Source organism: Thermosipho atlanticus DSM 15807, from assembly GCF_900129985.1.
Classification (GTDB): domain Bacteria; phylum Thermotogota; class Thermotogae; order Thermotogales; family Fervidobacteriaceae; genus Thermosipho_A; species Thermosipho_A atlanticus.
Genome location: NZ_FQXN01000002.1, coordinates 251231 through 275372, shown reverse-complemented (window position 1 = coordinate 275372; position 24142 = coordinate 251231). Strand labels below are relative to the sequence as shown.

At 30.8% G+C, this 24142-nt stretch carries 22 protein-coding genes; 3 read left to right on the top strand and 19 right to left on the bottom strand.

Going from position 1 to position 24142, the window contains the following annotated elements:
* Positions 1-7 precede the first annotated feature (7 nt).
* The 11 genes from BUB65_RS03630 to BUB65_RS03580 form a co-directional block, all read right to left on the bottom strand.
* Complete coding sequence (locus BUB65_RS03630; protein WP_073072333.1) at positions 8-2314, bottom strand: fibronectin type III domain-containing protein; 2307 nt, start codon at positions 2312-2314, stop codon at positions 8-10.
* Positions 2315-2338: 24 nt separating this feature from the next.
* Entirely contained in the window at positions 2339-2950 is a 612-nt protein-coding gene (locus BUB65_RS03625; RefSeq protein ID WP_073072331.1) for a hypothetical protein, read from the bottom strand.
* A 34-nt stretch (positions 2951-2984) separates the two neighbouring features.
* A complete protein-coding gene (locus tag BUB65_RS03620) occupies positions 2985-3527 on the bottom strand; it encodes a bifunctional nuclease family protein (RefSeq protein ID WP_073072329.1) in 543 nt (180 codons plus the stop codon).
* Positions 3514-4269, bottom strand: a complete 756-nt coding sequence (locus BUB65_RS03615; protein WP_073072319.1) for a lysophospholipid acyltransferase family protein — start codon at positions 4267-4269, stop codon at positions 3514-3516. Before BUB65_RS03615 ends, BUB65_RS03620 begins: the two co-directional genes overlap by 14 nt.
* A complete protein-coding gene (gene thiI / locus BUB65_RS03610; RefSeq protein ID WP_143606662.1) occupies positions 4266-5435 on the bottom strand; it encodes a tRNA uracil 4-sulfurtransferase ThiI in 1170 nt (389 codons plus the stop codon). Before thiI ends, BUB65_RS03615 begins: the two co-directional genes overlap by 4 nt.
* A gap of 67 nt (positions 5436-5502) precedes the next feature.
* Positions 5503-7359: an ABC transporter ATP-binding protein gene (locus tag BUB65_RS03605; protein WP_073072316.1), complete on the bottom strand. Its 1857-nt coding sequence runs from the start codon at positions 7357-7359 to the stop codon at positions 5503-5505.
* The gene (locus tag BUB65_RS03600; protein ID WP_073072314.1) at positions 7356-9080 is read right to left on the bottom strand and encodes an ABC transporter ATP-binding protein; all 1725 of its coding nucleotides are present in this window, start codon (positions 9078-9080) and stop codon (positions 7356-7358) included. The genes BUB65_RS03605 and BUB65_RS03600 overlap by 4 nt, the downstream gene beginning before the upstream one ends.
* Positions 9064-9513: a MarR family winged helix-turn-helix transcriptional regulator gene (locus tag BUB65_RS03595; RefSeq protein ID WP_073072312.1), complete on the bottom strand. Its 450-nt coding sequence runs from the start codon at positions 9511-9513 to the stop codon at positions 9064-9066. The genes BUB65_RS03600 and BUB65_RS03595 overlap by 17 nt, the downstream gene beginning before the upstream one ends.
* Positions 9514-9650: 137 nt before the next feature.
* Positions 9651-11012, bottom strand: coding sequence for a dihydrolipoyl dehydrogenase (gene lpdA, locus BUB65_RS03590; RefSeq protein ID WP_073072309.1), 1362 nt, complete (start codon positions 11010-11012; stop codon positions 9651-9653).
* Positions 11013-11152: 140 nt separating this feature from the next.
* Positions 11153-12868 carry a M3 family oligoendopeptidase gene (locus tag BUB65_RS03585; protein WP_073072307.1) on the bottom strand — a complete coding sequence of 572 codons (1716 nt, stop codon included), beginning with the start codon at positions 12866-12868 and terminating at the stop codon, positions 11153-11155.
* A 12-nt stretch (positions 12869-12880) separates the two neighbouring features.
* On the bottom strand, positions 12881-14242 hold the full coding sequence (locus BUB65_RS03580) for an MATE family efflux transporter (protein ID WP_143606660.1): 1362 nt from the start codon (positions 14240-14242) through the stop codon (positions 12881-12883).
* A gap of 80 nt (positions 14243-14322) precedes the next feature.
* Here BUB65_RS03580 and BUB65_RS03575 point away from each other — a divergent pair, with 80 nt between their 5' ends.
* Genes BUB65_RS03575 through BUB65_RS03565 form a run of 3 tightly spaced genes read left to right on the top strand, consistent with a single transcriptional unit; the run spans position 14323 to position 17277 of the window.
* On the top strand, positions 14323-15285 hold the full coding sequence (locus tag BUB65_RS03575) for a potassium channel beta subunit family protein (protein WP_073072304.1): 963 nt from the start codon (positions 14323-14325) through the stop codon (positions 15283-15285).
* 1 nt (position 15286) lies between these two features.
* Entirely contained in the window at positions 15287-16486 is a 1200-nt protein-coding gene (locus tag BUB65_RS03570; protein WP_073072303.1) for an aminopeptidase, read from the top strand.
* A gap of 38 nt (positions 16487-16524) precedes the next feature.
* Positions 16525-17277: an RNase H family protein gene (locus BUB65_RS03565; RefSeq protein WP_084728019.1), complete on the top strand. Its 753-nt coding sequence runs from the start codon at positions 16525-16527 to the stop codon at positions 17275-17277.
* Here BUB65_RS03565 and BUB65_RS03560 read toward each other — a convergent pair.
* From BUB65_RS03560 to BUB65_RS03525, 8 genes are read right to left on the bottom strand one after another with little or no spacing between them, the layout of a single operon-like run.
* Complete coding sequence (locus BUB65_RS03560; protein WP_073072301.1) at positions 17274-18362, bottom strand: ABC transporter permease; 1089 nt, start codon at positions 18360-18362, stop codon at positions 17274-17276. The two genes, BUB65_RS03565 and BUB65_RS03560, sit on opposite strands and share 4 nt — an antisense overlap.
* Before the next feature lie 4 nt (positions 18363-18366).
* The gene (locus BUB65_RS03555; RefSeq protein ID WP_084728028.1) at positions 18367-19227 is read right to left on the bottom strand and encodes an ABC transporter ATP-binding protein; all 861 of its coding nucleotides are present in this window, start codon (positions 19225-19227) and stop codon (positions 18367-18369) included.
* A gap of 11 nt (positions 19228-19238) precedes the next feature.
* Positions 19239-20231: an ABC transporter permease gene (locus tag BUB65_RS03550; RefSeq protein WP_073072297.1), complete on the bottom strand. Its 993-nt coding sequence runs from the start codon at positions 20229-20231 to the stop codon at positions 19239-19241.
* The gene (locus BUB65_RS03545; protein WP_073072295.1) at positions 20228-20800 is read right to left on the bottom strand and encodes a macro domain-containing protein; all 573 of its coding nucleotides are present in this window, start codon (positions 20798-20800) and stop codon (positions 20228-20230) included. The genes BUB65_RS03550 and BUB65_RS03545 overlap by 4 nt, the downstream gene beginning before the upstream one ends.
* Positions 20757-22016 carry a replication-associated recombination protein A gene (locus BUB65_RS03540; protein ID WP_073072292.1) on the bottom strand — a complete coding sequence of 420 codons (1260 nt, stop codon included), beginning with the start codon at positions 22014-22016 and terminating at the stop codon, positions 20757-20759. Before BUB65_RS03540 ends, BUB65_RS03545 begins: the two co-directional genes overlap by 44 nt.
* A complete protein-coding gene (locus tag BUB65_RS03535; protein ID WP_073072290.1) occupies positions 21976-22917 on the bottom strand; it encodes an SDR family NAD(P)-dependent oxidoreductase in 942 nt (313 codons plus the stop codon). The genes BUB65_RS03540 and BUB65_RS03535 overlap by 41 nt, the downstream gene beginning before the upstream one ends.
* Positions 22917-23420 (bottom strand): metal-dependent transcriptional regulator, encoded by a 504-nt coding sequence (locus BUB65_RS03530; RefSeq protein WP_073072287.1) that lies wholly within the window; start codon positions 23418-23420, stop codon positions 22917-22919. Before BUB65_RS03530 ends, BUB65_RS03535 begins: the two co-directional genes overlap by 1 nt.
* Entirely contained in the window at positions 23420-24016 is a 597-nt protein-coding gene (locus BUB65_RS03525; protein WP_073072285.1) for a uracil-DNA glycosylase, read from the bottom strand. Before BUB65_RS03525 ends, BUB65_RS03530 begins: the two co-directional genes overlap by 1 nt.
* Positions 24017-24142 lie beyond the last annotated feature (126 nt).

Sequence of the window (24142 nt, the reverse complement as noted above, 5' to 3'; positions counted from 1 at the left end):
CAATAACTCACCTCTCAATTTCCATAATTCCCATGAAAATGTCCGTACTACCGTTATTAAATTCAAATTCTCCGTCCGTTGAAGTCGTATTTCCAACAAATACTATTTTATCACCATCTACTAGCGCCTTTTTAATTTCGTCATAACCATAACCTCCTGTCACTCTTGACCAGATAAAAGTACCATTAACAACTTTTGTTATGAAAAAATCGTAAAATCCTTTTTTAAAATAGTAATTTGCGTAGAAATCACCCGATGTAGAATTAGTACGGCCAAAGATCCAAAAATAATTTCCGCTAATCAAAAGATCATTTGCAATATCATTCCCGTTTCCTGAAAATACATATTCTTTTATTTTATTTCCATTTTCATCCAATATAATTAACCATATGTTCGAATTTTCGCTTATTTCTCCATTCTTCCCTCGATAAGTCCTTCCCAACACATATATTTTATTATCATATATTTTCATATTCGTAACAATATCAGAGTCCTCTGTTCCAAAGACACGTAACCACTTAAATTTTCCATCTCTATTTACAGAAAAAACCCATATATCATTGAGACCATAATTTCTTGGAACATCTAAATCACGAGAAGTAGTATTTGCGGCTATAACATAATTATCATTTAATTTCAACAATTTTACACTTTCATCGTATTGACTTCCCCCAAATTTTTTAATCCACAAGATATTCCCACTAAAATCTACCTTCATCAAAAAAATATCACACCAGCCATATAATTTACCAACAAAATTGCTAGACCAACTATATCCAAGAATTAATATTCCATCGTCTTCGATAAGCATATCTGAAGCTACATCCTTAAAAGTTCCACCATAAGTTTTCATCCAACTAACTTTCCAATCTTTTACAGCAGCCAAAAATATATCTCCATGTTCTCTATTTAAGTTTCCTAAAACGTATATTATTTCCCCCTTGTTCAAAAGTTTTACACCATTCCCTTCAACATTTATATTTACTATTTCTTTTTTATTTCCTTCTAATTTTAAAAGGAACGGATACTTTTCATTTTGCGTTCCTAAAATAACATAATAATTGTTATATTTTATGAAATCATTTACTTGATCATCCAAATTAGTTCCAAAAACATTTTTAATTTCTAATTTAGGGCCTGTGCTAAACTCATATACAGGAGAGTCAATTGAAACATATGGATCGGAAACCTTTATTTTCCAATAATATTTAGTATTTGGTTTTAACCCACCCATCTCAAATATTTTACCTTTATAATTTCCAACAATTAGTTTAAGATTCTCTGGACTTTCACCAAAATAAAAATCTACTGTAGGTTCATCCTCTGGATCAAATAGTTCCCATTTAAACACTATCTTATTAGTCACTCCTTTTAAATTATTTGGTGGAAAGTAAATTACATATTCAGGTGGATTATTTATAACTCTGAATTCCTTAAATTCACTGTAAGCTACTTGACCATAACGATCCTCAACTTTTAAACGGAATTTATACTTAACACCAGGTTTAATCTTTATATCATAATAAGAATTATCAACTTGTACTGTTTTTAATTTGCCTTCTTCATCTATTTCTAAAGTATATTTCAAATTTTCTTTCTTTTCCCAATATACCCTTAAGTAATTTCCCACTTTTCTAATCTCAATAACTGGTTTCTTTGGCCCTTCTGAAGCCACTTCAAATGAAAATACTTCACTTTCAGAAATAGCACCATATGAATCCTTTGCTAAAACTTTCCAATAATATATTCCCGGTGCAAGGTCGGAAATTGTAAAAGTACTATTTGAAAGATTGGCAACAAAAAGTTTTGGTTCTTGATATTTATCAAAATAAAGATCATATCTTAATGTATCTCCATCAGGATCGGAAGTTTTCCAAGAAAAAGTGACTCTTTTATCCAAAATTTTGCTCTCATTTTTTGGAAGTTCTAAGACAGGAACTTGAGGAGGGTTATTTACAATTGAAAAAGTATACACAGGACTTTCTATTATTTTTTTTCCATATTTTAAGATAACTTTCCAATAATACTCTCCAGGTTTTAAATTATCTATTTCAAATGAATTCTCTAAACCTTCATAGATTAATTCTGATGGAGTAGCATTTCCTATATACAAAGATTTTAAAAAATCAACATTTTTATCATAAATTACATCCCAAGAAAAGTGAACATTTCTAGAATTTAAGTATGCATTGTTCTCAGGTTCATGCAAAATCAAATTAGGAGGTATTTCTTTAGAGTAATTTACAACTAAATAAATACCACTAAAAGCTGCTATTAAAAATATAATATATATAAGATATTTAATCTTTTTCATAGGGCTCCCCCCTTAAAATGAGGCCTAAAAAACCAGCCCCTTCCACAAAAACGAAAACAAAATTGCAAATAATGGACTTATCCACCAAACATGGTCAAATTTTTTGACCTTCCAAAGTCTATAAAGAAAACCCAACAAAAGGGATATAAAAGCGAAACTTGGTTTATTCGCCAAGAAAAAGACAAAAAAAGCTAACCTTTCAGATATCCCCTCTAAATCTTCAAAATTTTCTATAGCAGGATAAAAATTTCTAAAGAAATAAGAAAGAGCTGTAGTTACCAGAGCCATTCCTAATAAATACATCACAAATTCTTTCGAAAGATAAGAAGTACTAAAATAATTTACAACAGAAAAGTTAAAAATAAGCGCAACCAAAATCCCAGTTAATTCTATAAAATGATAATATAACTTTTTATTCACTTTTATTCTCAGATAATCCAATAATAAGTGGATAGAAATAAAAGAAAATAAAACAATAGGTACATTAAATAAGAGGGTATCAAAAGTAAAAGCCAAAATAGCAAATACAGACCAAATCATATGTTCTACTATTTTCCACCCTTTTAAATGTCTAATTTTACTATTATTCGTAAAACCATGATCAGCTACGTAATGCCCTAAAAATAAGTGAAGCATTTTATTTCTCCCCTTTTCTACTCATGATCATCATTTAATTATCGTTTTCATTATTTTGAGTTTCGTCTTTCTTTATTCTTTTCCTAAATTCATTGATATCTAAGTTTTCCACAAATTTTCTAAATTCATCATCTTCTGTCTCAAAAGCCTTGCCTTCAAATTCCATAGCATGCGAGTCTACTATTTCATCTGAAACAAAAATTGGAGAATTAGTTTTCAAAGCAATTATGATACAATCTGAAGGCCTAGCATCAAACTCTACGAATTGTTCCTCACTCTCTTCAGGAGGAATAGTCAGATCTTTCAATACCACTTTGGCATAAAATGTACTATTTTCTATCTTATGTATCACAACATTTTCAACCTTTGCTTCAAGACCTTCAATAATATTTAACATTAAATCATGGGTAAGTGGTCTTTCAAATTCATTCCTTTCCAAGATCATAGCAATTATACTTGCTTCACAAGCACCAATCCAAATAGGTAATAACTTTTTTGTACCTTCAATTTCCAATAAAACAACCGGAGCGTTATTTAATTTATCCAAAACAAGCGCTCTTACTTTAGCTTTCTTCACTATAATGCCTCCTTTCTAAAAATTCCACTCCTTCTTTTATCACATTTTCTACATGAATTCGAAGTTCTTCCTCACTATTAAAATCTTTTGGATCAATAAAATCGTGTATTTTAATATATACCGGATGTCTTTCAATTAAAAATCTTTTCTTTTTCCATACCCTATGAAGTCCCCAAATTGAAACTGGCAAAACTTTTACTTTATACTTAAATGCTAATTCCAAACTTCTTGGTTTAAAAGATAAAACCTTTCCATCCTCACTTCTGGTTCCCTCCGGAAAAATAATGAAATGTACTCCACGTCTTAATCTTTTAACCACTTCTTTTAGTGCTGCAGCAGTTTGCCTAATATTTCCTCTATCAATCAACACACTATTTAAATATTTTAAATACCAATTAATTCCTGGAACCTTTGCTAACTCTTTTTTTGCAATAAAAGCAGCAGGAGTTACATAACCTATAACAAGTGGAATATCAAGTGCACTTTGATGATTAGACACTATTAAAAAGTTGTTATCTGTTTTACTAATCTCCCCAAATTTATATACTTTTATCCCTAAAAGTTTGAAAGCCATTCTACCAAATGTTTCAATTTGTTTAACAACAAACTTTTTCGAAAGGTTTTTACTAAATAATCTTAACAATCCACCAATCATTAATACTATTCCACCATATACAAATACATATATAGTTGCTCCAACAAATAAGTAAATTGTATAAAAAAAACTTATAACTCTTTTCATACATTCCTCCCAATAACATATTTTTTTATCTTTTCAAAAACTGTTTCCTCCAAAGTCGAAAGCTTTTTCAATTTACTTTCAATTACCTCAAGTTTATTAATTGAGGAACTAGTGGCAGGATTTTTGGGAGCAAACGCGACACAGCTGTCAATATAAGGCAAAATAGAAATTTCATATGTACCAATTTCTTTCGATTTATTTACAATCTCTGTTTTGTCAAAACCTATTAAAGGTCTTAAGACAGGTAATTTAGAAACATTTTCGATACTATGCAAGTTTGTCAATGTCTGACTTGCAACTTGACCTACATTTTCTCCAGTTATAAGTGCTTTTGCCTTTATTTTGGCTGCTAATTTGTTTGCTATTCTCATCATACTTCTTCTTTGAACAATTAGTGAATATCTGTCAGGAACATTATTCTTAATATATTGTTGAATTTCTGTAAAAGGAACAATCCACGCCCTAAGAGAATCTGGTACATAGTTTGCCAAAATGTTTGCAAGATCCAATATTTTTTTTACTGATTTTTCAGTAGTAAAAGGTGGACTTAAGAAACTAATAGTTTCAATATTCACACCTCTTTTCAACATATACCAACCAGCAACAGGACTATCTATTCCTCCACTTAATAATAACAAAGCTTTTCCAGAAACTCCAACTGGTAACCCTCCATATAATTTCTTCTTATCAATAAATACAAACACTTCTTTCTCTTTTATTTCTATTCCTACAGTTATTTCCGGATTATGAACATCAACTTTCAATTGGGGAAATTGTTCTAACAAATAAGCACCAATGTAAGCACTCATCTCTTGAGATTTCATCGGAAACTGTTTAAACGATCTTTTTGTTTCAACTTTAAACGTTTTCTGCTGTTTCAAATTTAGCTTCATCAATTCAAAAGCTGCTTTCTTTATCTTTTCAATATCATGTACTACCGCATAAGCAAAGCTATAATTTTGAATTCCAAATACATATTTAAGTTTATCTTCTATTTCCTCAAATAATTGTTCTTTCAACCTTATAACAATTCTTCCATACCTTTTGTTGATTTCGGGTGGCTTTACGATTTTTCTTATATTTTCTATTAATTTACTTTCAAAATAACCTCTATTCCTACCTTTTAAACCAATTTCTGCATATCTAACAAGTACGACTTTCTCCAAAGTCATTCCTCCTTCCATTTTATATTTTACCACATTTTCGATATAAAAAAAGGCAGCTAAAAGCTGCCTACACATAAGCTCCTAAAAACTGACTTTTATATAATTCCGCATAAAACCCATTTTTTTCCATTAATTCTTTATGTGTACCTTTCTCAATTATCTGTCCTTCATTCATAACAAGTATTATATCTGCATCAACAATCGTAGACAACCGATGAGCAATTACAAAATTTGTCCTACTATGCATCAAATTTTTCATCGCTTTTTGTATGTATCTTTCAGTTAAAGTATCTACATTACTTGTTGCTTCATCAAGAATTAATATATCTGGATCAGCAATAAATGCCCTTGCAATAGTAATTAATTGTTTTTCGCCTTGAGAAATATTTGATGCTTCTTCATTTATTACTGCATCATAACCACCAGGCAAAGCCATTATAAAGTGATGAGCATGAGCTCTTTTTGCAGCTTCAATTACTTCTTCTCGTGAAGCATTTTCTTTTCCATACGCAATGTTTTCTTCAATTGTTCCATTAAATAACCAAGTATCTTGAAGAACCATTCCAAAGATTTTTCTAAGATTTTCTCTTTTAATTCTCCTTATATCAATTCCATCTATAGTTATTTTCCCACCTTGTATTTCATAAAAACGCATTAGTAGATTTACAAGAGTGGTTTTACCCGCTCCAGTTGGCCCAACAATTGCAACTGTTTGTCCACTTTTCACTTCTATATTTAAATCCTCGATAAGTTTTTTATCTGTTCTGTAACTAAAATAAACATTTTCAAACTTCACATTCCCTTTAACTTCTTGAATTTCAATGGCATCTTCAGGATCTGGTAACTCTTCTTCTTCATCCAATATTTCGAAAACTCTTTCGGCAGCCGCTATTGTTGATTGAATCATATTCATTATATTTGCTACCTGAGCTATAGGTTGAGAAAATTGATTTGAATACTGTATAAAAGCTTGTACATCCCCCAACTCTATAGTACGTTTTGTAACCATGATTCCTCCAACAACTGCAACTATAACATATCCTAGATTACTTACAAATCTCATTAACGGCATCGTAATACCTGAAATAAACTGTGCTCTCCAAGCAGCGTTATACAAGTTATTATTGTGTTTTTCAAATTTTTCTATACTTTCTTCTTCTCTATTGTAAGCTTTTACAACTACTAAACCTGCAAACATTTCTTCTACATGACCATTAACTTTTCCTATAGACATTTGTTGCATTTTAAAATATTTTTGTGATCTTTTAACTATGAAACTGATAATTAAAATACTCAACGGTAAAATACCCACTGTGACTAACGTCAAAAGCGGACTTATAGTTAACATCATTATAATCACACCCACAATAGTAACAAGCGAGGTCACAAATTGTGTCAAACTTTGATTTAACGTATTACTTATTAAATCTACATCGTTGGTTATTCTACTTAAAATTTCCCCATGTGTTCTAGAATCATAAAATTTTAAAGGAAGTTTTGTTAATTTATCCATGACTTCTGTTCTTAATCTCTTTACAACTTTTTGTGAAATTCCAGCCATAATATATTGTTGGATGTACATAAATAAAGCATACAATCCATATAGTATTCCAACCTTTATTAATATATTCAAAATCCCCTCTAAATCTATCTTTGCTTTTGGAAAGATTTTCTTTGCAAGAAACCCCTGAAAAATCTTCGTCGTAGCTTTTCCCAGGATTTTTGGAGCAATTATACTCAACACAGTTCCTGTAATAGCAAGTGCAAACACTACTATCAAAGGAATTATATATGGTTTTAAGTATTTCATTAATCTTACAAAAGACTTTCTAAAATTTTTTGGTTTCTCTACAACTCCACGAAGAGGGCCATGACCACCTCGGGGCCTTTGAAAACCTCGATGTTGGACTTTTTCGTTACTCATGCTATCTCCTCCTCAGAAAGCTGCGTGGTGACAATCTCACTATAAACATGAGAAGTTTGCATCAATTCCTTATGTGTACCTATTCCAGCAATTTTTCCGTTATCTAAAACGATTATTTTGTCTAAATTCATAATAGTAGCAACCCTTAAAGAAATAATAATAACGGTTGAATCTTTTAACCTTTCACGTAATGCCATTCTTACTTTTGAATCAGTCTTAAAATCAAGAGCAGAAAAACTATCATCAAATATATATATTTTTTTCTCCCCAATTATGCCCCTTGCTATTGCAAGCCTTTGCTTCTGCCCTCCAGATAAATTTGTTCCCCCCTGTGAAACTTCTGTTTTTATACCGTTTGGAAGTTTCGAAACAAAGTCCCAAGCTTGGGCTACTTTTAACGCTTCTATTATTTCCTCTTCAGTTGCATTCTCTTTACCTATTCTCACATTGTCTTCTATTGTACCTGAAAAAATTACAGGCCTCGAAGGAACTAAAGAGACCATATTTCTCAATTCTTTCTGAGATAAATCTTTTATATTTACACCATCGATCAATATTTCGCCTTTTGAAACATCATAAAATCTCAATAAAAGGTTAATAAGCGTACTTTTTCCTGAACCAGAACTACCAATTATTCCCACAAATTCACCAGGATGAACCTTAAAACTTATATTTTGCAAAGCCGGTTCTTTTGCTTTTTCGTAATAAAAAGTAACATCTTTAAATTCAATTTCTCCTTTCCTTTCTGGTATAACAGGGTTTTCTGGTTCATTTATGCTTGTCTCAGAACTTAAAACTTCATAAACTCTTTCTGCTGAAGCCGATGCTCGTGGAAGAAATATAAAGATCATTGAAATCATTATAAATGAAAACATTATTTGTATAACATATTGCATTACCGCCATAATATCCCCAACCTGTAATGTTCCTTTATCAACCTGAACTGCTCCAATCCAAATCAAAAAAACTATTGTAAAATTCATAACCAACATAATAAAAGGAAAAACTAATGCAAAAACCCTATTCACTTTTAATGTTGTTTGAGTTAAATCTTCATTTGCTATTTCAAATCTCTGTTTTTCATAATTTGTTTTTGCAAACGCTCTTATCACTCTTACACCGGTTAAATTCTCTCTCAAAATTCTGTTCAATTTATCTAATTTTTTTTGCATAGATCTAAATAATGGCATTGTATACTTGGCTATAAAGTATACCGCTACAAACATTACAGGAATCGAAACAAGCAATACCATTGAAAGTTTTGCACTTTTTGAAACTGCCATAATCGTTCCACCAATAGCCATAACTGGGGCCAATGAAACCAACCTAAGCATTAAAAAAACCACAGTTTGGATTTGAGTAATGTCGTTGGTATTTCTTGTAATAAGAGTAGATGTTCCAAATTTATCAACTTCATGTAAAGAGAAATTCATCACTTTCTTAAAAACCATACTTCTTAGATCCTTTCCAAACAACATCGCAACTTTTGCAGCAAAATAAGTAGAAATTACAGCAGATGTAATATTTAAAAGAGTAATTAACAACATTTTTCCACCAATGTTTAATATATAATCTATGTTTCCTCTAACTACACCTTGATTTACAATATCTGCCATTAAATCTGGAAGATATAAATTCAACAATCCTTGGAAAATAACGAAAATTATAGCAAAAGTTATTAAAAACGAATATTTTTTTAGATATTTAAAAAGTTTCATCATGTTTCATCGCCTCCAAATTTTTCAACATTTTCCTTAAAAGGTTTTCAAAAGTTTCAATTTCATCTTTACTGAAATTTCTCAAACTCAAACTCTCAAAATTTTTCATTTTTTCAAAAAGCTTCTCCACAAGCTTCTTAGCTTTTTCGGTTAAATAGACTTTCAATTCTCGCCTATCTTGTTCATTTTGCTTCCTTTCCACCAAACCATGTTTTTCCATCCTTCTCAACATTATTGCAACAGTTGAGGATGTAATATGCATTCTTTTTGCAATTTCATTTTGCGAAATTCCTGGATTGCTGGATATTATAAAAAGCATTGGGACTTGTCCAGGATGAACGTTATCATTTTCTAATGCACTTCTTAAAATTTGAAACCGAACCTTACCAAACTCAGATAATAGTTTAAAAACTTCTGAAAAATCATTAAAATTCATATTTTTACCTCCTATTCTTAAACGTCTAATAGTTTGATGTATAACTATTTTATATCAAATCATTTTCTCAGTCAACATATAAAATAAAAAAGTGGCTCAATAGAGCCACTTAATATATTTTATGCTTAATAAATCTATTAAATATGAATTCCCATACCTTCTGCAGTTTCAATAGCACCCAAAATAGTTTCTGTCAAAGTTGGATGCGGATGGATTGCACTTGCAAGTTCTTCTATAGTCAATCCATGCTTAACAGCTATTACCCCTTCCATTATCATATCTGTAGCCGAAGGTGAAACAATACTAATTCCAACTATTTTTCCTGTACCTTTTTCAGCAATTACCTTTACAAAGCCTTCTCGTTCTTCCATAGTTCTCGCTCTTCCATTTGCCGAAACTGGAAATTTTCCAATAATAACTTTCTCAGGATCAACATCTTTTTCTTTCAAACCTGTAGAAGCAACTTCAGGATTTGAAAAAATTATCGATGGCACAGCATTATAATCCATAACTTTTTCTTCACCGGCTATATTATGCGCTGCAACAATTCCTTCAAACATTGCAACATGTGCTAACATTATCTGTCCTCGAACATCACCAATTGCATAAACATTTTCTATATTTGTTCTCATCTTATTATCTGTTACAACTCCTCTCTTTATTTCCACACCTAATTTTCTAACATCTTCTGGTATATTGGGCTTTCTTCCAACAGCTAATAATATTTTTTCCACAGATAATTCTATTAATTCTTTTTCATTTTGAACAATCACTTTATATCTCTCATTTTCTTTTTTAATATCAGTTACTTTTGTTTTTTCCAAAACTTGAACTCCTTTTTTAACCAATGACTTTCTTATAACTTCTGCAACATCATTATCTTCAAATGGTAAAATATGTTCCTCTAACTCCACAAGTATTACCTTCTTTCCCAACGATGAAAAAAATGTTGAGAATTCTACTCCTATAACTCCACCGCCTATAACTAAAATATCCTCCGGCAATTTTTTCATCTTAAAAACATCATCACTCGTCCAAATTCCTTCTACTTTGTCAAATGGCGAAAAAATTGTAGGGGTAGAACCATGAGCTAAAATTAAATATTTACCCTCTATAGTTTCGTCAGTTTCTTTAATTCTCACATGATTTTTATCTTCGATGATTCCTGTTCCTTTAAAGACATCTATTTTATTTTTCTTCATTAAAAATTCGATTCCTTTTCTCGACATAGTAATAGATTTATTGGTATGCTTCATAATACTTGTCAAATCATATGAAACGTTTTCTACCGAAATACCAAACTTTTTTGCTTTTGAATTAATTTCAGTATATAAATGTGCAGCTGCTAGCATGGCTTTTGTAGGAATACAACCTTTATTTGTACACGTTCCTCCTAAATTTTCTTTTTCTATTAACGCAACCTTCTTCCCTAATTGAGATAACCTAATTGCTGCAACATATCCTCCAGGACCTCCACCAATTATTACAACATCATACATTTTATATCACCTCATTTCAAATTTATTCTTCAACATTATTATATCTTTAAATTCAAAAAATTCAATTCATAAAAAGAAAAACAGGCCCTTTTAAGAGCCTGTTAACTATAAAATCCTTATTATACTGATTTTTCTCACACTCATTTTTCAAGTTCATTCAAACGTTCTTTAACAAAATCTACTATTTCGCCAATATAAGTTTCGGAAAAATCTAACTTAATACCGGCAATTTCATAAATTTTATCTATAGGTGCTTTATATCCTTCTTTTAAAAAGTTGATATAATTTTCTATTGTTTTTTGTGGATTTTCTAAATAATTTTTGTATATAGCTAATGCCCCCAACTGAGCAATACCATATTCAATATAATAAAATGGAGCTTGAAAAATATGGAGTTGGAACAACCATCTATATCTTTTTTCTTCTTCTAACCCTGTCCAATCAACCCCTTGATTAAATCTGTCCATAAGCTTTCCAAAATACTCTGCCCTTTCTTCTGGTGTATGTTCTGGATGAGTATAAATCCATTGTTGAAATGCATCCACAGTCATACACCATGGTAAAAATAAAACTGCATTTTCTAACTCTTCAATCATTGCTTTTTTGAAGTCTTCACTATCTGGATAATACTCTTGCCAATAGTGAAGTGTCAAAAGTTCCATGCTCATTGAAGCTAACTCATTGATCTCCGATCTTGAAGGTCTATAATACATAATTGGTATATTAACTGTTTCGAAAGTATGCATTGCATGCCCTGATTCATGTAATAAAGTTCTTACATCACCACTTTGGCCTGTTGCATTCATAAAAATAAATGGTGCACCAGTTTCAGGTAGTGTATAGTTATATCCTCCAGGAGCTTTTCCTTTTCTATTTTCTAAATCTAACAAACCAGAATTTTTCATCATTTCGAGGCGTTCTCCAAAAATTGGTTTCACTTTACCTAATATTTTTATTGCTTTATTTATAAATTCATCGATAGTTTCAAAAGGTTTTAAAACTTTCCCATCTGCATCAACTGCTCTATCCCATGGTCTCACCGTAACTATACCTAATTTTTTCGCCCGTTTTTCCATTCTTTCTTTAAAAAATGGCATTACTTTTTTTTCAACAGCGTCATGAAAAGCTATTACATCTTTTACGGAATATTCGGTTCTTCCCTTGAGATTATGCATATAATCTCTGTAATTATCAAAACCAGCATTCTTAGCCTGTTTAATTCTAAGCTCCTTTAACTCATCAAAAATTTTGTTAAACTCTTCTTTTTTTGCAAGGATACCCTCAAATCTTTTTCTCCAGGCTCTTTCTCTGATATCTCTATCCGGTGATTTCAAATATGGCAGAAGTTGTTGTAAAGTTTTCTCTTTACCTTCAAATTTTACTGTGATGGAACCAAAAATTGCACCATATTTGTTTGATATTTTTCTTTCCTCCACCTGCAAAGGAATATTTTCTTCTCTGAACATTTCAATATTCCTAGAAATTATATTCATCATGTGCTGGTATTTTTCTGATAAATTTTTCGAAAGGGGCGAATCATATATTTTCTTTTCAAGCTTAAAAGAATATGGTCTAACTTTCGAAACAACATTTGCAAAATAACTGTTGAATTTATCCGCAAACTCTTTTTTATCTGCAAATCTTGTCATATTTATGTATCTCCACCCCATCTCTTCAGAGACTGCATCAGCTAATTCCGTAAACTTCTCAACAATTTCAATGATATCTTTCTCATCATTTATGGGTGTGTCTATAAGCTCATTTAACTTTGCAACAATATCTTCAGCATTTGTTGGATCCAAATCCTTAAAGTACTTTCTTTCTTTTTTTACAACCTTCTCACTCGTAAAAATCATCTAAATCCCTCCTTAGCTATGTACAATTGATTTTTTCCAATTTCCAAATTTCACAAATAACCATGCTAAAATTAAAGCTAATATATTACTTATTATCATAGCAAAAAATAATCCTTTAAAACCAAAACGCGAAGAAAATATTGCAATTAAAGGCACTCTGATACCCCAAAGTCTTGTTATATCAACTATCATTGATAGTTCTGTTCTTCCAGCACCTATCAAAGTATTCGTAAATACAGTCATCGATGTAAAAAACGGCAAAGAAAATGAAACATATTTAAAGAACAAATAACCGACCTGAATTACTTCTGAATCGTTTATAAAAAACTTAGTAAGGTTTCCACCGAACAGAAAAGTTAGTGTACTTAAAGATAAAACAATCAAAAAATTAGTAACAAATGCAATTTTTACTGTTTTTTCAGCGTTTTTTATGTCATTGGCACCTAAAAACTGTCCAATCATAGTTGTAACTGAACTCCCAATTCCAAACGAAATCATAGTAATAAAATTTATTATTCTATTCCCCACTCCATATGCGCTAACCACAGTTGGCCCAAAACTAGAAACAAATCGCATAATTACAACAAAACCCAAAGATGTAAAAGTCATACTTACTGAACCAGGAAGTCCTATCCTAAAAACTTTTTTTATTAATCTAAAATCGGGTTTTAAGCACTTCAAAGCAATTTTAAAACCTCTCTTCCCAGTAAACAAATGATTTATTGAAATCACAGCAGCAACAATCCTTGAAGTAGTGGTAGCAATTGCTGCTCCTTTTACCCCTAATGCTGGTAAAGAACTAAAGCCAAAAATCAATAATGGATCCAATATTATATTTAAAATAGTTGAAATTAACATTATATTCATTGTAAATTTCGAGTCGCCCCACCCTCTTAAAATTGCAGAAACTGAGTTAAAAACAAATGCAAATGGCAATCCTAACATAATTAAATTAAAATAAGAAACCGCATATTTTACAACCTCTTTGCTTTCATTACCAGCTATCAATGAAATAACAGGTTTCGAAATAATAATTCCAATTAAGGAAAGTACAATTCCTAAAATACTTGATATTAGTAAAACTTGACCAGCAGATTTTCTTGCATTTTCATTGTTTTTGGCTCCAGTATACTGAGCAACGAGCGTAACACCCGCTTGTGTAAAACCTATAGATAGAGAAATAAAAACAAAAATAAGAGGCCAAACAATTGTTGGAGCCGAAAATTCTATTTTTCCTAACTTACCTAAAAAATAAGCGTCGACAGCATTGTATAAAGTTTGCATAAGATTTGAAATTATTATTGGCCAACTTAATAAAAATAAAGACGAGAAAATTCCCCTACTAAGCACATCAATCCTGTTTTTTGAATCCAATGTCATCCCTCCGAAAAATCTTTCGCTTTACTAACTATTTTACCACATTTTGTGATATAATAAAAGAAGGAGGTGAAATTATGAACTATAGAAAAGTAGGAAAGTGGGGATTGAAAATAAGCGAACTTTCATTAGGTTCTTGGGTGACTTTTGGCAATCAGCTTGACATTGGAGGAGCAAAAGAAATAGTTAGAGAAGCATTTAAAAATGGAATTAACTTCTTTGATACTGCTGAAGCATATGCAAATGGAATGGCTGAATCCATGCTTGGGGAAATTTTAAAAGAATTCAGGAGAAGCGATATCGTTGTTTCAACTAAGATTTTTTGGGGAGGAAATGGTCCAAATGATAGAGGACTTTCAAGAAAGCATTTAATTGAAGGTATTTGGGGTTCACTAAAAAGGTTACAACTTAATTATGTCGATATAGTGTATTGTCATAGACCAGATCCTGAAACTCCTATTGAAGAGACTGTACTTGCTATGGACTATATTATAAGAAGCGGATTGGCTCTATATTGGGGAACTTCTGAATGGAGTGCTGAACAATTGGAAAGCGCCCATAAAGCTTGTAAAGAACTTAATTGTATTCCTCCTATAGTTGAACAACCCCAATATAACATGTTGGTAAGAAAAAGAGTTGAAAAAGAATATCAACCAATATATGAGAAATATGGAATGGGGCTTACAACATGGAGTCCACTTGCTTCTGGAGTACTAACTGGAAAATACAATAACGGAATTCCTGAAGATTCAAGGCTTGCAAAATTTCCTAACTTAAAAAAACACCTTGAAGAAAGTGGAATATTGAGTGAACAAACATTTGTAAAACTTCAAAAAATTCAAAAAATTGCAGACAGTCTGGATGCAAAACTCTCCCAACTTGCACTTGCATGGTGTCTCTTGAATCCACATGTAAGTAGCGTAATTTTAGGAGTTTCTAAACTAGAACAATTACATGAAAATTTGAAAGCACTTGAAATAAAGGAAAAAATAACGAAAGATATTGCTGATGAGATCAACAAAATATTGGAGGAGGAATAAAATGTTAAAAGAATATGCAGAGGTAGCTCTTAAAATTGGGGTAAATCTTCAAAAAAATCAAATCCTTTTCATAAAAGCCCCAATTGATGCTCGTGAATTTGTAGAAACAATTACAGAACTTGCATTTGATATGGGAGCATACAATGTATATATTAAGTGGAATGATGAAATTGTTAACAAAATTAAACTCAAAAAGGCTCCGGAAGATGCCTTAAAAGACATACCAGAATGGGAAATAAAAGCCACAGAAGAATTAATTAATAGAAAAGCTTGTTTTCTTAGTATAACAGGTGGAGATCCAGATGTTTTAAAAGATGTGCCCCCAAAAAGAATAGGTATTGCCCAAAAGGCAAGAAACAATGCAATGAAAGAAGTTTCTAAGAGAATTATGTCTAACGAAATTAGTTGGTGTGTAGTGGCTTATCCTACTGAAAAATGGGCTTTGAAAGTCTTTAATAAAAATAACACTAAAGAGCAACTCTTAGAATACATTTTAAAAGCATCAAGAATATTTGGTGATCCAATAAAAAATTGGAAAGAACATATTGAAAAATTACAAAGAATCACCAATTTTTTAAACCAAATGCAATTTGAATTTCTGCATTATGAAGGTCCAGGAACAGATCTAAAAGTAGGCCTTCCTAAAAATCACATTTGGATTTCCGGGTCACAAAAAAACAGTGATGGTGTAACTTTTGTACCAAATATTCCCACTGAAGAAATTTTTACCGCACCACATAGGGAACAAATAGAAGGAATAGTAAGAAATAGTTTGCCACTTGTATATGCGGGAAATGTAATTGACAAGTTTGAATTGGAATTCAAAAACGGCAAGGTTGTAAAATATAAAGCTGAAATAGGAGAAGAAGTGTTGAAAACCATTCTTGAAACTGACGAGGGTGCCACCTCATTAGGTGAAGTTGCTTTGGTTTCAGTTGATTCTCCAATATATCAAATGAAAACTATTTTCTATAATACACTATTCGATGAAAATGCCGCTTCTCATTTTGCATTTGGCCGGGCATACACAAGTTGTATAAAAAATGGAGAGAAAATGAGTGAAGAAGAATTGAAAAATATTGGGTTAAATACAAGTATAACTCATGTTGATTTTATGATAGGAAATGAAAACATGAGAGTTACCGGATTTAAAAACGGTGAAAAAATCACTCTTATGGAAAATGGCAGATGGAAAATTTGATGGGTGGTATATGCCACCCATTTCTCGGGGGTTCTTAATTGTTGGAAATAGCGAAGATTGATATAAATTACAAAATTGGTAATTTTAAAATTGAAAAAAATTTAGATTTTCAAAATGAAAATTTGAAAAAAATTTATGAGGAACTCAGAAGTAAATTATCTGGTTTTAAAATTGTTGGTGTAAAACATTTCTCTTTTCAAGAAATATACTTTATTGAAAGAAACAATCACTCTTTAAAGATTCAACTTTTCTACAACAAATATTTCGAACCCACAAAACTAAAAATCCTTCAAGCAACTGATAACCAAATTGCAAATTTATTTCTTTCCCATTTTAAATCTCCAATAAACCAAGAAATAACTAAGGCTTACGTTGATGGTAGTTACAAAAGTTCCGGAAAAATAGGAGCAGGTCTAGTCATAGTTAAAACAGGTGGAATTGAAAAATATTACAAATTCATCACAAAATATGCAAAGCACAGAAATGTAACAGGTGAAATTGTTGCTACACTTTTAGCACTTGAATATGCAAAAAATGAAACGATAAATAACCTTGAGATATTTTACGATTATACTGGAATTGAAATGTGGAGTGTAGGAAGATGGAAACCTAAAACCGAATTGACAAAAAAATATAAAAATTTATATGATAAGTACTCAAAAATTATAAATGTAACGTTTACAAAAGTAAAAGCACACACAGGAGAAAGATTTAACGATCTTGCAGATAAATTAGCTAAGAAAGCAATAGAAGATGAAAAAACTCATGTAAAATATGATATCGAAATTTAAATTTTCTCATTTTCTTTAACCCCAAAAATCAAAGAAAAAAATAAAAAAATTGTAATCCATAATACAGGTATTGTCAAATGGTCACCATATTGCGAATAATCAAAAGATTTCCTTATACCATCGACAATATAAGTTGAGGGAATATACTTCGAAATCTGTCCAATTATTTTTATATTTTTAACATCAAAATAAAATCCTCCTGCAAACATGAACACTTGAAATAGAATATTTCCCAAAACTACATTTGTCTCAGGATTTTTTATTACATTGGCTAAAAAATAACCAATAGAAAGAAAAACTGTTGTTCCTAACGAAGTGTAAAAAAGAGTATTGCTGAAATTATCAAATACATTTATGTGATAAACAACACTTTCGAAAATAAAGAAAATAACAAGTGAAAAAAAGATTTGAACTATTGAAACCAATGTATAAGAAAAATAAAACCTTTTTAAAGAATACGGAGTACTTGCAATTTTTTTTAATATTCCTTGTCTTTTAAAATTTGTTATACCATTGGTATACCCAAAAAATGCAACTGACATTATTATCATAACGATAATTGAAGGAAATAAAAATTCATAATAACTGATATCACCTTTTGTTTTTTTAATTACTTTTATACTTACTTCATTCCAATTATTCGTTCTTTTATAAAATTCAATATCGAAGGTAGAAAAAATATTATAAAATATATCTCTTGCTATTGTAGAATCATCGCGATTGGAAACATAGTAAATTATCAAATTAATAGGTTTGAATAAAGTAGTTTTTGAAAGTAAAAATGCTTTGTGAAATTTAAAATCAAAATCTTTAGGAATTTTAACAATTATGTCTAATTCTCCAGTTAAAAGTTTATCAATATTTTGAACCTGTTTTATCTCAAACTGTTTTGTTTCTCTAAGTTCATCAAATAAATTTTCAAGTAATGTGCTATTCCCCATAACACCCACTTTAAATCTTATATTTCTATCCATTTCTCCAAAAATGGAAGATAATATGAAAGTGAGGAGTATTGGAAAAATAATAAACCAAAAAGTTGCTTCTTTAGATCTTAAAATTTCCAATTTTAACAAATACTTTATCATACACTCAATCCCTCAATCCTTTTCCGGTTAATCTTAAAAATACATCTTCCAATGTAGGATGTCGAACAATAAAATTTTCTATTCCAACTTTTAGAATCTCTTGAATTGTTTTTCTCACATCTTTTGTTTCTATAATAACTTTATTGTTAAAAATTTTCCCCAAATGCCTAGTCTTCTCGTTTTTAGGAACTTCTACTATTACATTTAAATTAGATTTTTCTATAAGGTTTTGTGGTGAACCTGATTCAATAATCTCACCGTTGTCTATGATACAAACTATATCAGCTAGTTTTTCTGCTTCTTCCATATAATGAGTCGTCAAAAAAATAGTTTTTCCTTGATTTTTAAAATTCCGTATTATTTCCCACACGTGTCTTCTCGATTGTGGATCAAGGCCGGTTGTAGGCTCATCAAGGAAAATTAACTCTGGGTCATTTATAAATGAAAGTCCTAAAACTAACCTTTGATACTGTCCACCTGATAAATTTTTTACCCTACTTTTTGCCTTTTCTTTCAAACCAACTAAGTTCAAAATTGCTTCTGGCTCAAAGCCTCTTTTATAAAAACCTCTAAATAACTTTAAAGTCTCAATTACAGTAAGTTCTTTAAAAAGTTCAGTTTTTTGCAAACACACTCCTATTTTCTCTTTTATCTCTCTTGATACAAATTCCGTTTTTTTACCAAAATAATATATTTCACCTTCCGTTTTTTTTCGTAATCCTTCCAATATTTCCACAGTAGTCGTTTTTCCTGCTCCATTTGGACCTAACAGCGAAAAAATACTACCTCTTTCTATTTCAAAACTTATACCTTTTAAAGCTTCAAATTGACCATATAATTTTTTTAAATTTTTAACTTTCAGCACCAAATTATCACCTACTCTTCCTTGAAAAACAAAATTTTCCCACCAAAAGAAAGTAAAAAAAAGCCTAAAATACTCATTATCAAAGAATAAATTAAAAACGAACCATGATTTATTTCTTTTATTCCGTAAGAATATTTAAACATCTCCACCACATATTTTACTGGAGTAAAAAAACTTATACTTTTTAAAAATGGTGGTAAAAAATCTATAGGAAAATAAATTCCAGAGAAAAAAATGAAAATGGTATATAAAAACTGAGCTACAGAGCTTGCCGTTTTGGGAAATAAAATACTCAAAATAACACCAAACCCTATCATACCTAAACTTGAAGAAACGATAGAAATTAGAATCATAAATAGATTTTCTCTAATATCAAATGAAAACAAAAAAATCGAAATAGCTCTAATAAGTAATATTGAAATAAAACTTATTAAAAATTGCGAAAAGGAAAAAGAAAAAACAAATGTGTGAGGTGAAAGAGGAAGGGTTTTAAATTTTCTAATCGTACCATTATTTCTACTTTTCGAAAATAAATTTATTGCGCCAAACATACCTATTGACATTATAGACAATGCAAGAGTACCGGTAAAAATATATTCAATATTAGAAAAGAAAAAAGAATCGACTTTTTCACTTTTAACATTTATTATCTGAGTAACATTATTTATTTTTCTCTCAAGTTCTATTTTGATACCATTGATCCAACTATCAACAGCATACCCATCAGAATTTTTAAAAACAATAACTTTATTGTTTTCAATAATTGCAACTGCATGATAATTGTTTTTACTTTTTATCAATAAATCTTTATTAGTATATCTAACACCTTTTATTGAAATGTCAGTATCTGAATAATAAGCAAACAAATAATCAGTAGATTCACTGAAAACTAATCCAAACAAAAGAAAAAACACCATCGGAAGTAAAATGTTAAAGAAAAAAGAAAACCTATTTCTAAAAGATTCTAAAAAGAATGCTTTTGATAATCCCCAAAAATTTCTCATGATTTTTCCTCTGTAAATTTATCATCGAAAACTTCATGAAAAATTTTGGAAGTAAGTTCATCAATGTTTACAATTCTTATTAAACTCAGGGAAGTTTCATTATTTTTTAAAAATTGTTCTATTTCTTCTGCAAATATTATGGCACACAATTTCTTTGGAAATCCGAAAATTCCGCTACTAATTGCAGGAATAGAGACTGAACTTGCACCTAATTCAGAAGCTTTTTTTAAAACATTTCTAACAACTTTTCTTAATAATTCTTCTTCGTTGTGATTTCCTCCACGCCAGATGGGACCAACAGCGTGTATTATATATTTCGCTTTCAAATTTCCTGCTCCAGTAACTGCTACGTTTCCAACGTCCACTACTCCATTTTTCCTCACATATTCATCACTCTCTTTTTGAATTATTTTCCCACCAACTCTTACTATTGCACCCGCAACTCCTCCCCCATGTTTTAGATGTGAATTAGCAGCGTTCACTATAACTTCTGTGTTTTCTTTCGTAATATCACCTTTGACTATTTCAATCATCGTATTTTTTACTTTCAGTCTTAATAACACTTCCATAATCTTTAACTCCTTTCCAGAGAGTTTCTACAATTTCTTTTATTCTTTTTTCTTTACCAATTGATTTTGGAAAGTAAAAAATTTTATCAGATAGTTCTTTTGGAAGGTAACTTTTTCTAACAAATCCTCCATAATCATGCGGATAAATATAACCACTCCCTGGAAAATTCAATAAATGTCTTGGAACTTTTATATCTTTCGTTTCTTTTGCTATCTCTCTTGCTTTGCCTATAGCAACTGTAGCAGAATTACTTTTTGGTGCAGTAGAAAGATATATAACACATTCAGATAAATTTAACACACATTCTGGAAGCCCTACATATTCAACAGCATAAGCTGTAGAAGCAGCAATAACTAAAGCCATTGGATCCGCAAGACCTATATCTTCACTTGCTAAAATAATCAGTCTTCTAGCAATAAATCTTGGATCTTCTCCTTCTTCTAGCATTCTTGCCAGGTAATATAACGCAGCATCTGGATCACTTCCTCTAATGCTTTTTATAAATGCAGAAGCAAGATTATAATGTTCTTTTTCATTAAATACATATTTTTCTTCTCCAGAATAAAGCTCTAAAATACTTTTATCTATTGTATTTTTTCCCTCGGACTTTGCAATAAAACTAAGAACTTCGTATAAATTTATTGCAAACCTTGCATCACCATTTGAAACCTTTGAGACAAATTCTTCTGCTTCATCTGTCAAAGAAATTTTTTGGATTTCACTTGCTTTTCTTAATAAAGTTACTATATTTTCTTTACTTAACTTTTTGAATGCAATTATCCTTACTCTCGAAAGAAGTGCTTCGTTAATCATTTTGTAAGGATTTTCCGTCGTTGCCCCAATTAATACATAATCACCCGCCTCGATACCTGGCAAAAAAATATCTTGTTGTTTCTTATTAAATCTATGGATTTCGTCAACAAACAAAAGTATCTTTTTGATTTCTTTGACTTTTTTAGCGTATTCAAGTATTTTTTTTATCTCTTTAACTGAAGCAAACGCCCCATTAAAATGATAAACCTCATAATCAGTATATGTGTTAATGAGTTCCATGGTCGAACTTTTTCCACATCCAGGTGGGCCATAAAATATCATTGAATATATCTTCCTGTTTTCAATTGCTAACCTTAAAAATGCTCCTTTTCCAAGAATGTGTTCTTGTCCAACAATATCTTCAAACGTCTTTGGCCTTAAAATTTCGTTTAAACCATTCAACTGTAAGCCTCAACCCCTTTTCCAACTCAATTTTTGGTTTCCACTTTAACTCTTCATTCGCTCTTGTATAACACAACAAGCTCATCCTTATATCTCCTTTTCTCGGGGGGCCATATATTGGTTCTTTATCATAACCAGTAATTTTCTTCAAATAACTGAATAGCTGGTTCACAGTTGTTCCCCGAGAAGTACCTATGTTTATTTCAAGACCGTCTCCTTTTTTCATCGCCCTCAAATTTGCATCTACAACATCAGAAACATAAATATAATCTCTTACATATTCTCCATCACCATTTATTATTACATCTTCACCATTAATCATCCTTGAGGTAAAGATAGCTACAACTCCCGCCTCTCCATAAGGATCTTGCCTGGGGCCATAAACATTAGCATATCTTAATACTGTGTAATTTAATCCAAATTCTTTTTTAGCAAATCTTAAATAGTGCTCCACAGAAAGTTTTGCAATTCCGTATGGTGATATAGGAAACGGACAAATAGTTTCCGGGGTAGGAAAAACATCAACTTCTTCCCCATAAATTGCTCCACCAGTTGAAGAGAAAATTAACTTTTTCACTCCATATTTTATTGAATTTTTTATTAAAATTAGACTACCAACTATGTTTATATCTGCATCTTCAACTGGATTTTTCACAGAAGCTGAAACACTTGCTTGAGCTGCCAAATGAAAAACATAATCAAAACTATATTCTTTGAAAATATTCTCAATACTTTTTTCATCCCTAATATCTGTAACAATAAGTTGAGCATTCTTATTAACATTTTCTTTCTTTCCTTTACTTAAATTATCAACAACAACTACTTCTAACCCCAGTTCAATTAATCTATCAACAAGATGAGAACCAATAAAGCCAGCTCCACCAGTGACCAGTGCTTTCATCAGTCATCCTCCTTTAATCTAATCTTTAGTTTCAATGCTTCCTTTGGAACATTTTTTACCCCCAATTTTTCACGTTGTTCTTTTAGAAACTTAATTAATTTTTGAGTTTTACTTTCATCAAAATCTATCATTAAGGCATAAAACCTTCTCAACTGTTTTCTCGTTTCATGATCAAGACCATATATCATCATTTCAGCAATTTGTTGAGCCCTGTTTTCAGGGAAACCAATTACATACATAAAAAAATACTTTACTCTCATCTCACCATTATGTATGGTTATAGCTAATCTTCTGCCTTTTCGTGTAAGTTTGATAAAACCGTATCTCTCATGTTCAATATAACCTAGGTCTACAAGTTTTTTCACAGCCGTTGTTACACTTGGATAACTAACATCCTTGGACTTTGCAACATCTGAAACCCTGGTGATGCCATCTTTTTTCGACAATTTATAAATTGTAACAAGGTAATTTTCAAGTGTAGGTGTTAACTTCTTCCCAGCCATTAATCTTTCCTCTCCTTTAAGAATTGTTCATAATATTTCCTAACCCTTTTTATATCTTGCCATGTTAAATCTTTTGGAGATCCTTTTGCTTTTGAAGGATTTCTAAGAAGATAACTTGGATGAAACATTGGAAATATTATAATCCCTGCTTTCCACTCAAACTCATTCCCTCTAACTTTCGTAATAGGTAAACTCTTCTCAGCAAAAAAATCTAATGCTGCTTTTCCAAGTGTAACAATCATTTTGGGGTTTATTATTTCAATTTGAGCAAGAAGAAAATGAGAACAAGTTTTCGTCTCATCTTTTGTCGGGGTTCTATTGTTCGGTGGCCGACATTTAACAATATTTGTTATATAAACGTCCTCTCTCTTGATGTTTACTGACTCTAATATTTTTGTCAACAATTGGCCTGCTCTTCCAACAAAAGGTCTACCCGAAAGATCTTCTTCTTCACCCGGACCTTCCCCCACAAACATTATAGGAGCATCTAAATTCCCTTCTCCGGGTACTACATTGGTCCTGTTTTCCCACAAAGGGCATGATTTACAATTTCTAATTCTTTCAACTATAACATTCATCAATTCTTCTTTTGTCATATGATACCTCCAAAATATTAATGTTGTTTAACTTTGTTAGTATTAAAATTATATCATAAAGTTTAACAAAAATAAAAGTGTTCCCCTGTTTTTGGGAGACACTTAAAATTAAAAATAAATTATAAA

What these genes read in the sequence shown, in the direction of transcription:
- BUB65_RS03630 (WP_073072333.1), bottom strand. Translation starts at nt 2,314, where the DNA reads ATGAAAAAGATTAAATATCTTATATATATTATATTTTTAATAGCAGCT.
- BUB65_RS03625 (WP_073072331.1), bottom strand. Translation starts at nt 2,950, where the DNA reads ATGCTTCACTTATTTTTAGGGCATTACGTAGCTGATCATGGTTTTACG.
- BUB65_RS03615 (WP_073072319.1), bottom strand. Translation starts at nt 4,269, where the DNA reads ATGAAAAGAGTTATAAGTTTTTTTTATACAATTTACTTATTTGTTGGA.
- BUB65_RS03605 (WP_073072316.1), bottom strand. Translation starts at nt 7,359, where the DNA reads ATGAGTAACGAAAAAGTCCAACATCGAGGTTTTCAAAGGCCCCGAGGT.
- BUB65_RS03600 (WP_073072314.1), bottom strand. Translation starts at nt 9,080, where the DNA reads ATGATGAAACTTTTTAAATATCTAAAAAAATATTCGTTTTTAATAACT.
- BUB65_RS03595 (WP_073072312.1), bottom strand. Translation starts at nt 9,513, where the DNA reads ATGAATTTTAATGATTTTTCAGAAGTTTTTAAACTATTATCTGAGTTT.
- lpdA (WP_073072309.1), bottom strand. Translation starts at nt 11,012, where the DNA reads ATGTATGATGTTGTAATAATTGGTGGAGGTCCTGGAGGATATGTTGCA.
- BUB65_RS03585 (WP_073072307.1), bottom strand. Translation starts at nt 12,868, where the DNA reads ATGATTTTTACGAGTGAGAAGGTTGTAAAAAAAGAAAGAAAGTACTTT.
- BUB65_RS03575 (WP_073072304.1), top strand. Translation starts at nt 14,323, where the DNA reads ATGAACTATAGAAAAGTAGGAAAGTGGGGATTGAAAATAAGCGAACTT.
- BUB65_RS03570 (WP_073072303.1), top strand. Translation starts at nt 15,287, where the DNA reads ATGTTAAAAGAATATGCAGAGGTAGCTCTTAAAATTGGGGTAAATCTT.
- BUB65_RS03560 (WP_073072301.1), bottom strand. Translation starts at nt 18,362, where the DNA reads ATGATAAAGTATTTGTTAAAATTGGAAATTTTAAGATCTAAAGAAGCA.
- BUB65_RS03550 (WP_073072297.1), bottom strand. Translation starts at nt 20,231, where the DNA reads ATGAGAAATTTTTGGGGATTATCAAAAGCATTCTTTTTAGAATCTTTT.
- BUB65_RS03545 (WP_073072295.1), bottom strand. Translation starts at nt 20,800, where the DNA reads ATGGAAGTGTTATTAAGACTGAAAGTAAAAAATACGATGATTGAAATA.
- BUB65_RS03535 (WP_073072290.1), bottom strand. Translation starts at nt 22,917, where the DNA reads ATGAAAGCACTGGTCACTGGTGGAGCTGGCTTTATTGGTTCTCATCTT.
- BUB65_RS03530 (WP_073072287.1), bottom strand. Translation starts at nt 23,420, where the DNA reads ATGGCTGGGAAGAAGTTAACACCTACACTTGAAAATTACCTTGTTACA.
- BUB65_RS03525 (WP_073072285.1), bottom strand. Translation starts at nt 24,016, where the DNA reads ATGACAAAAGAAGAATTGATGAATGTTATAGTTGAAAGAATTAGAAAT.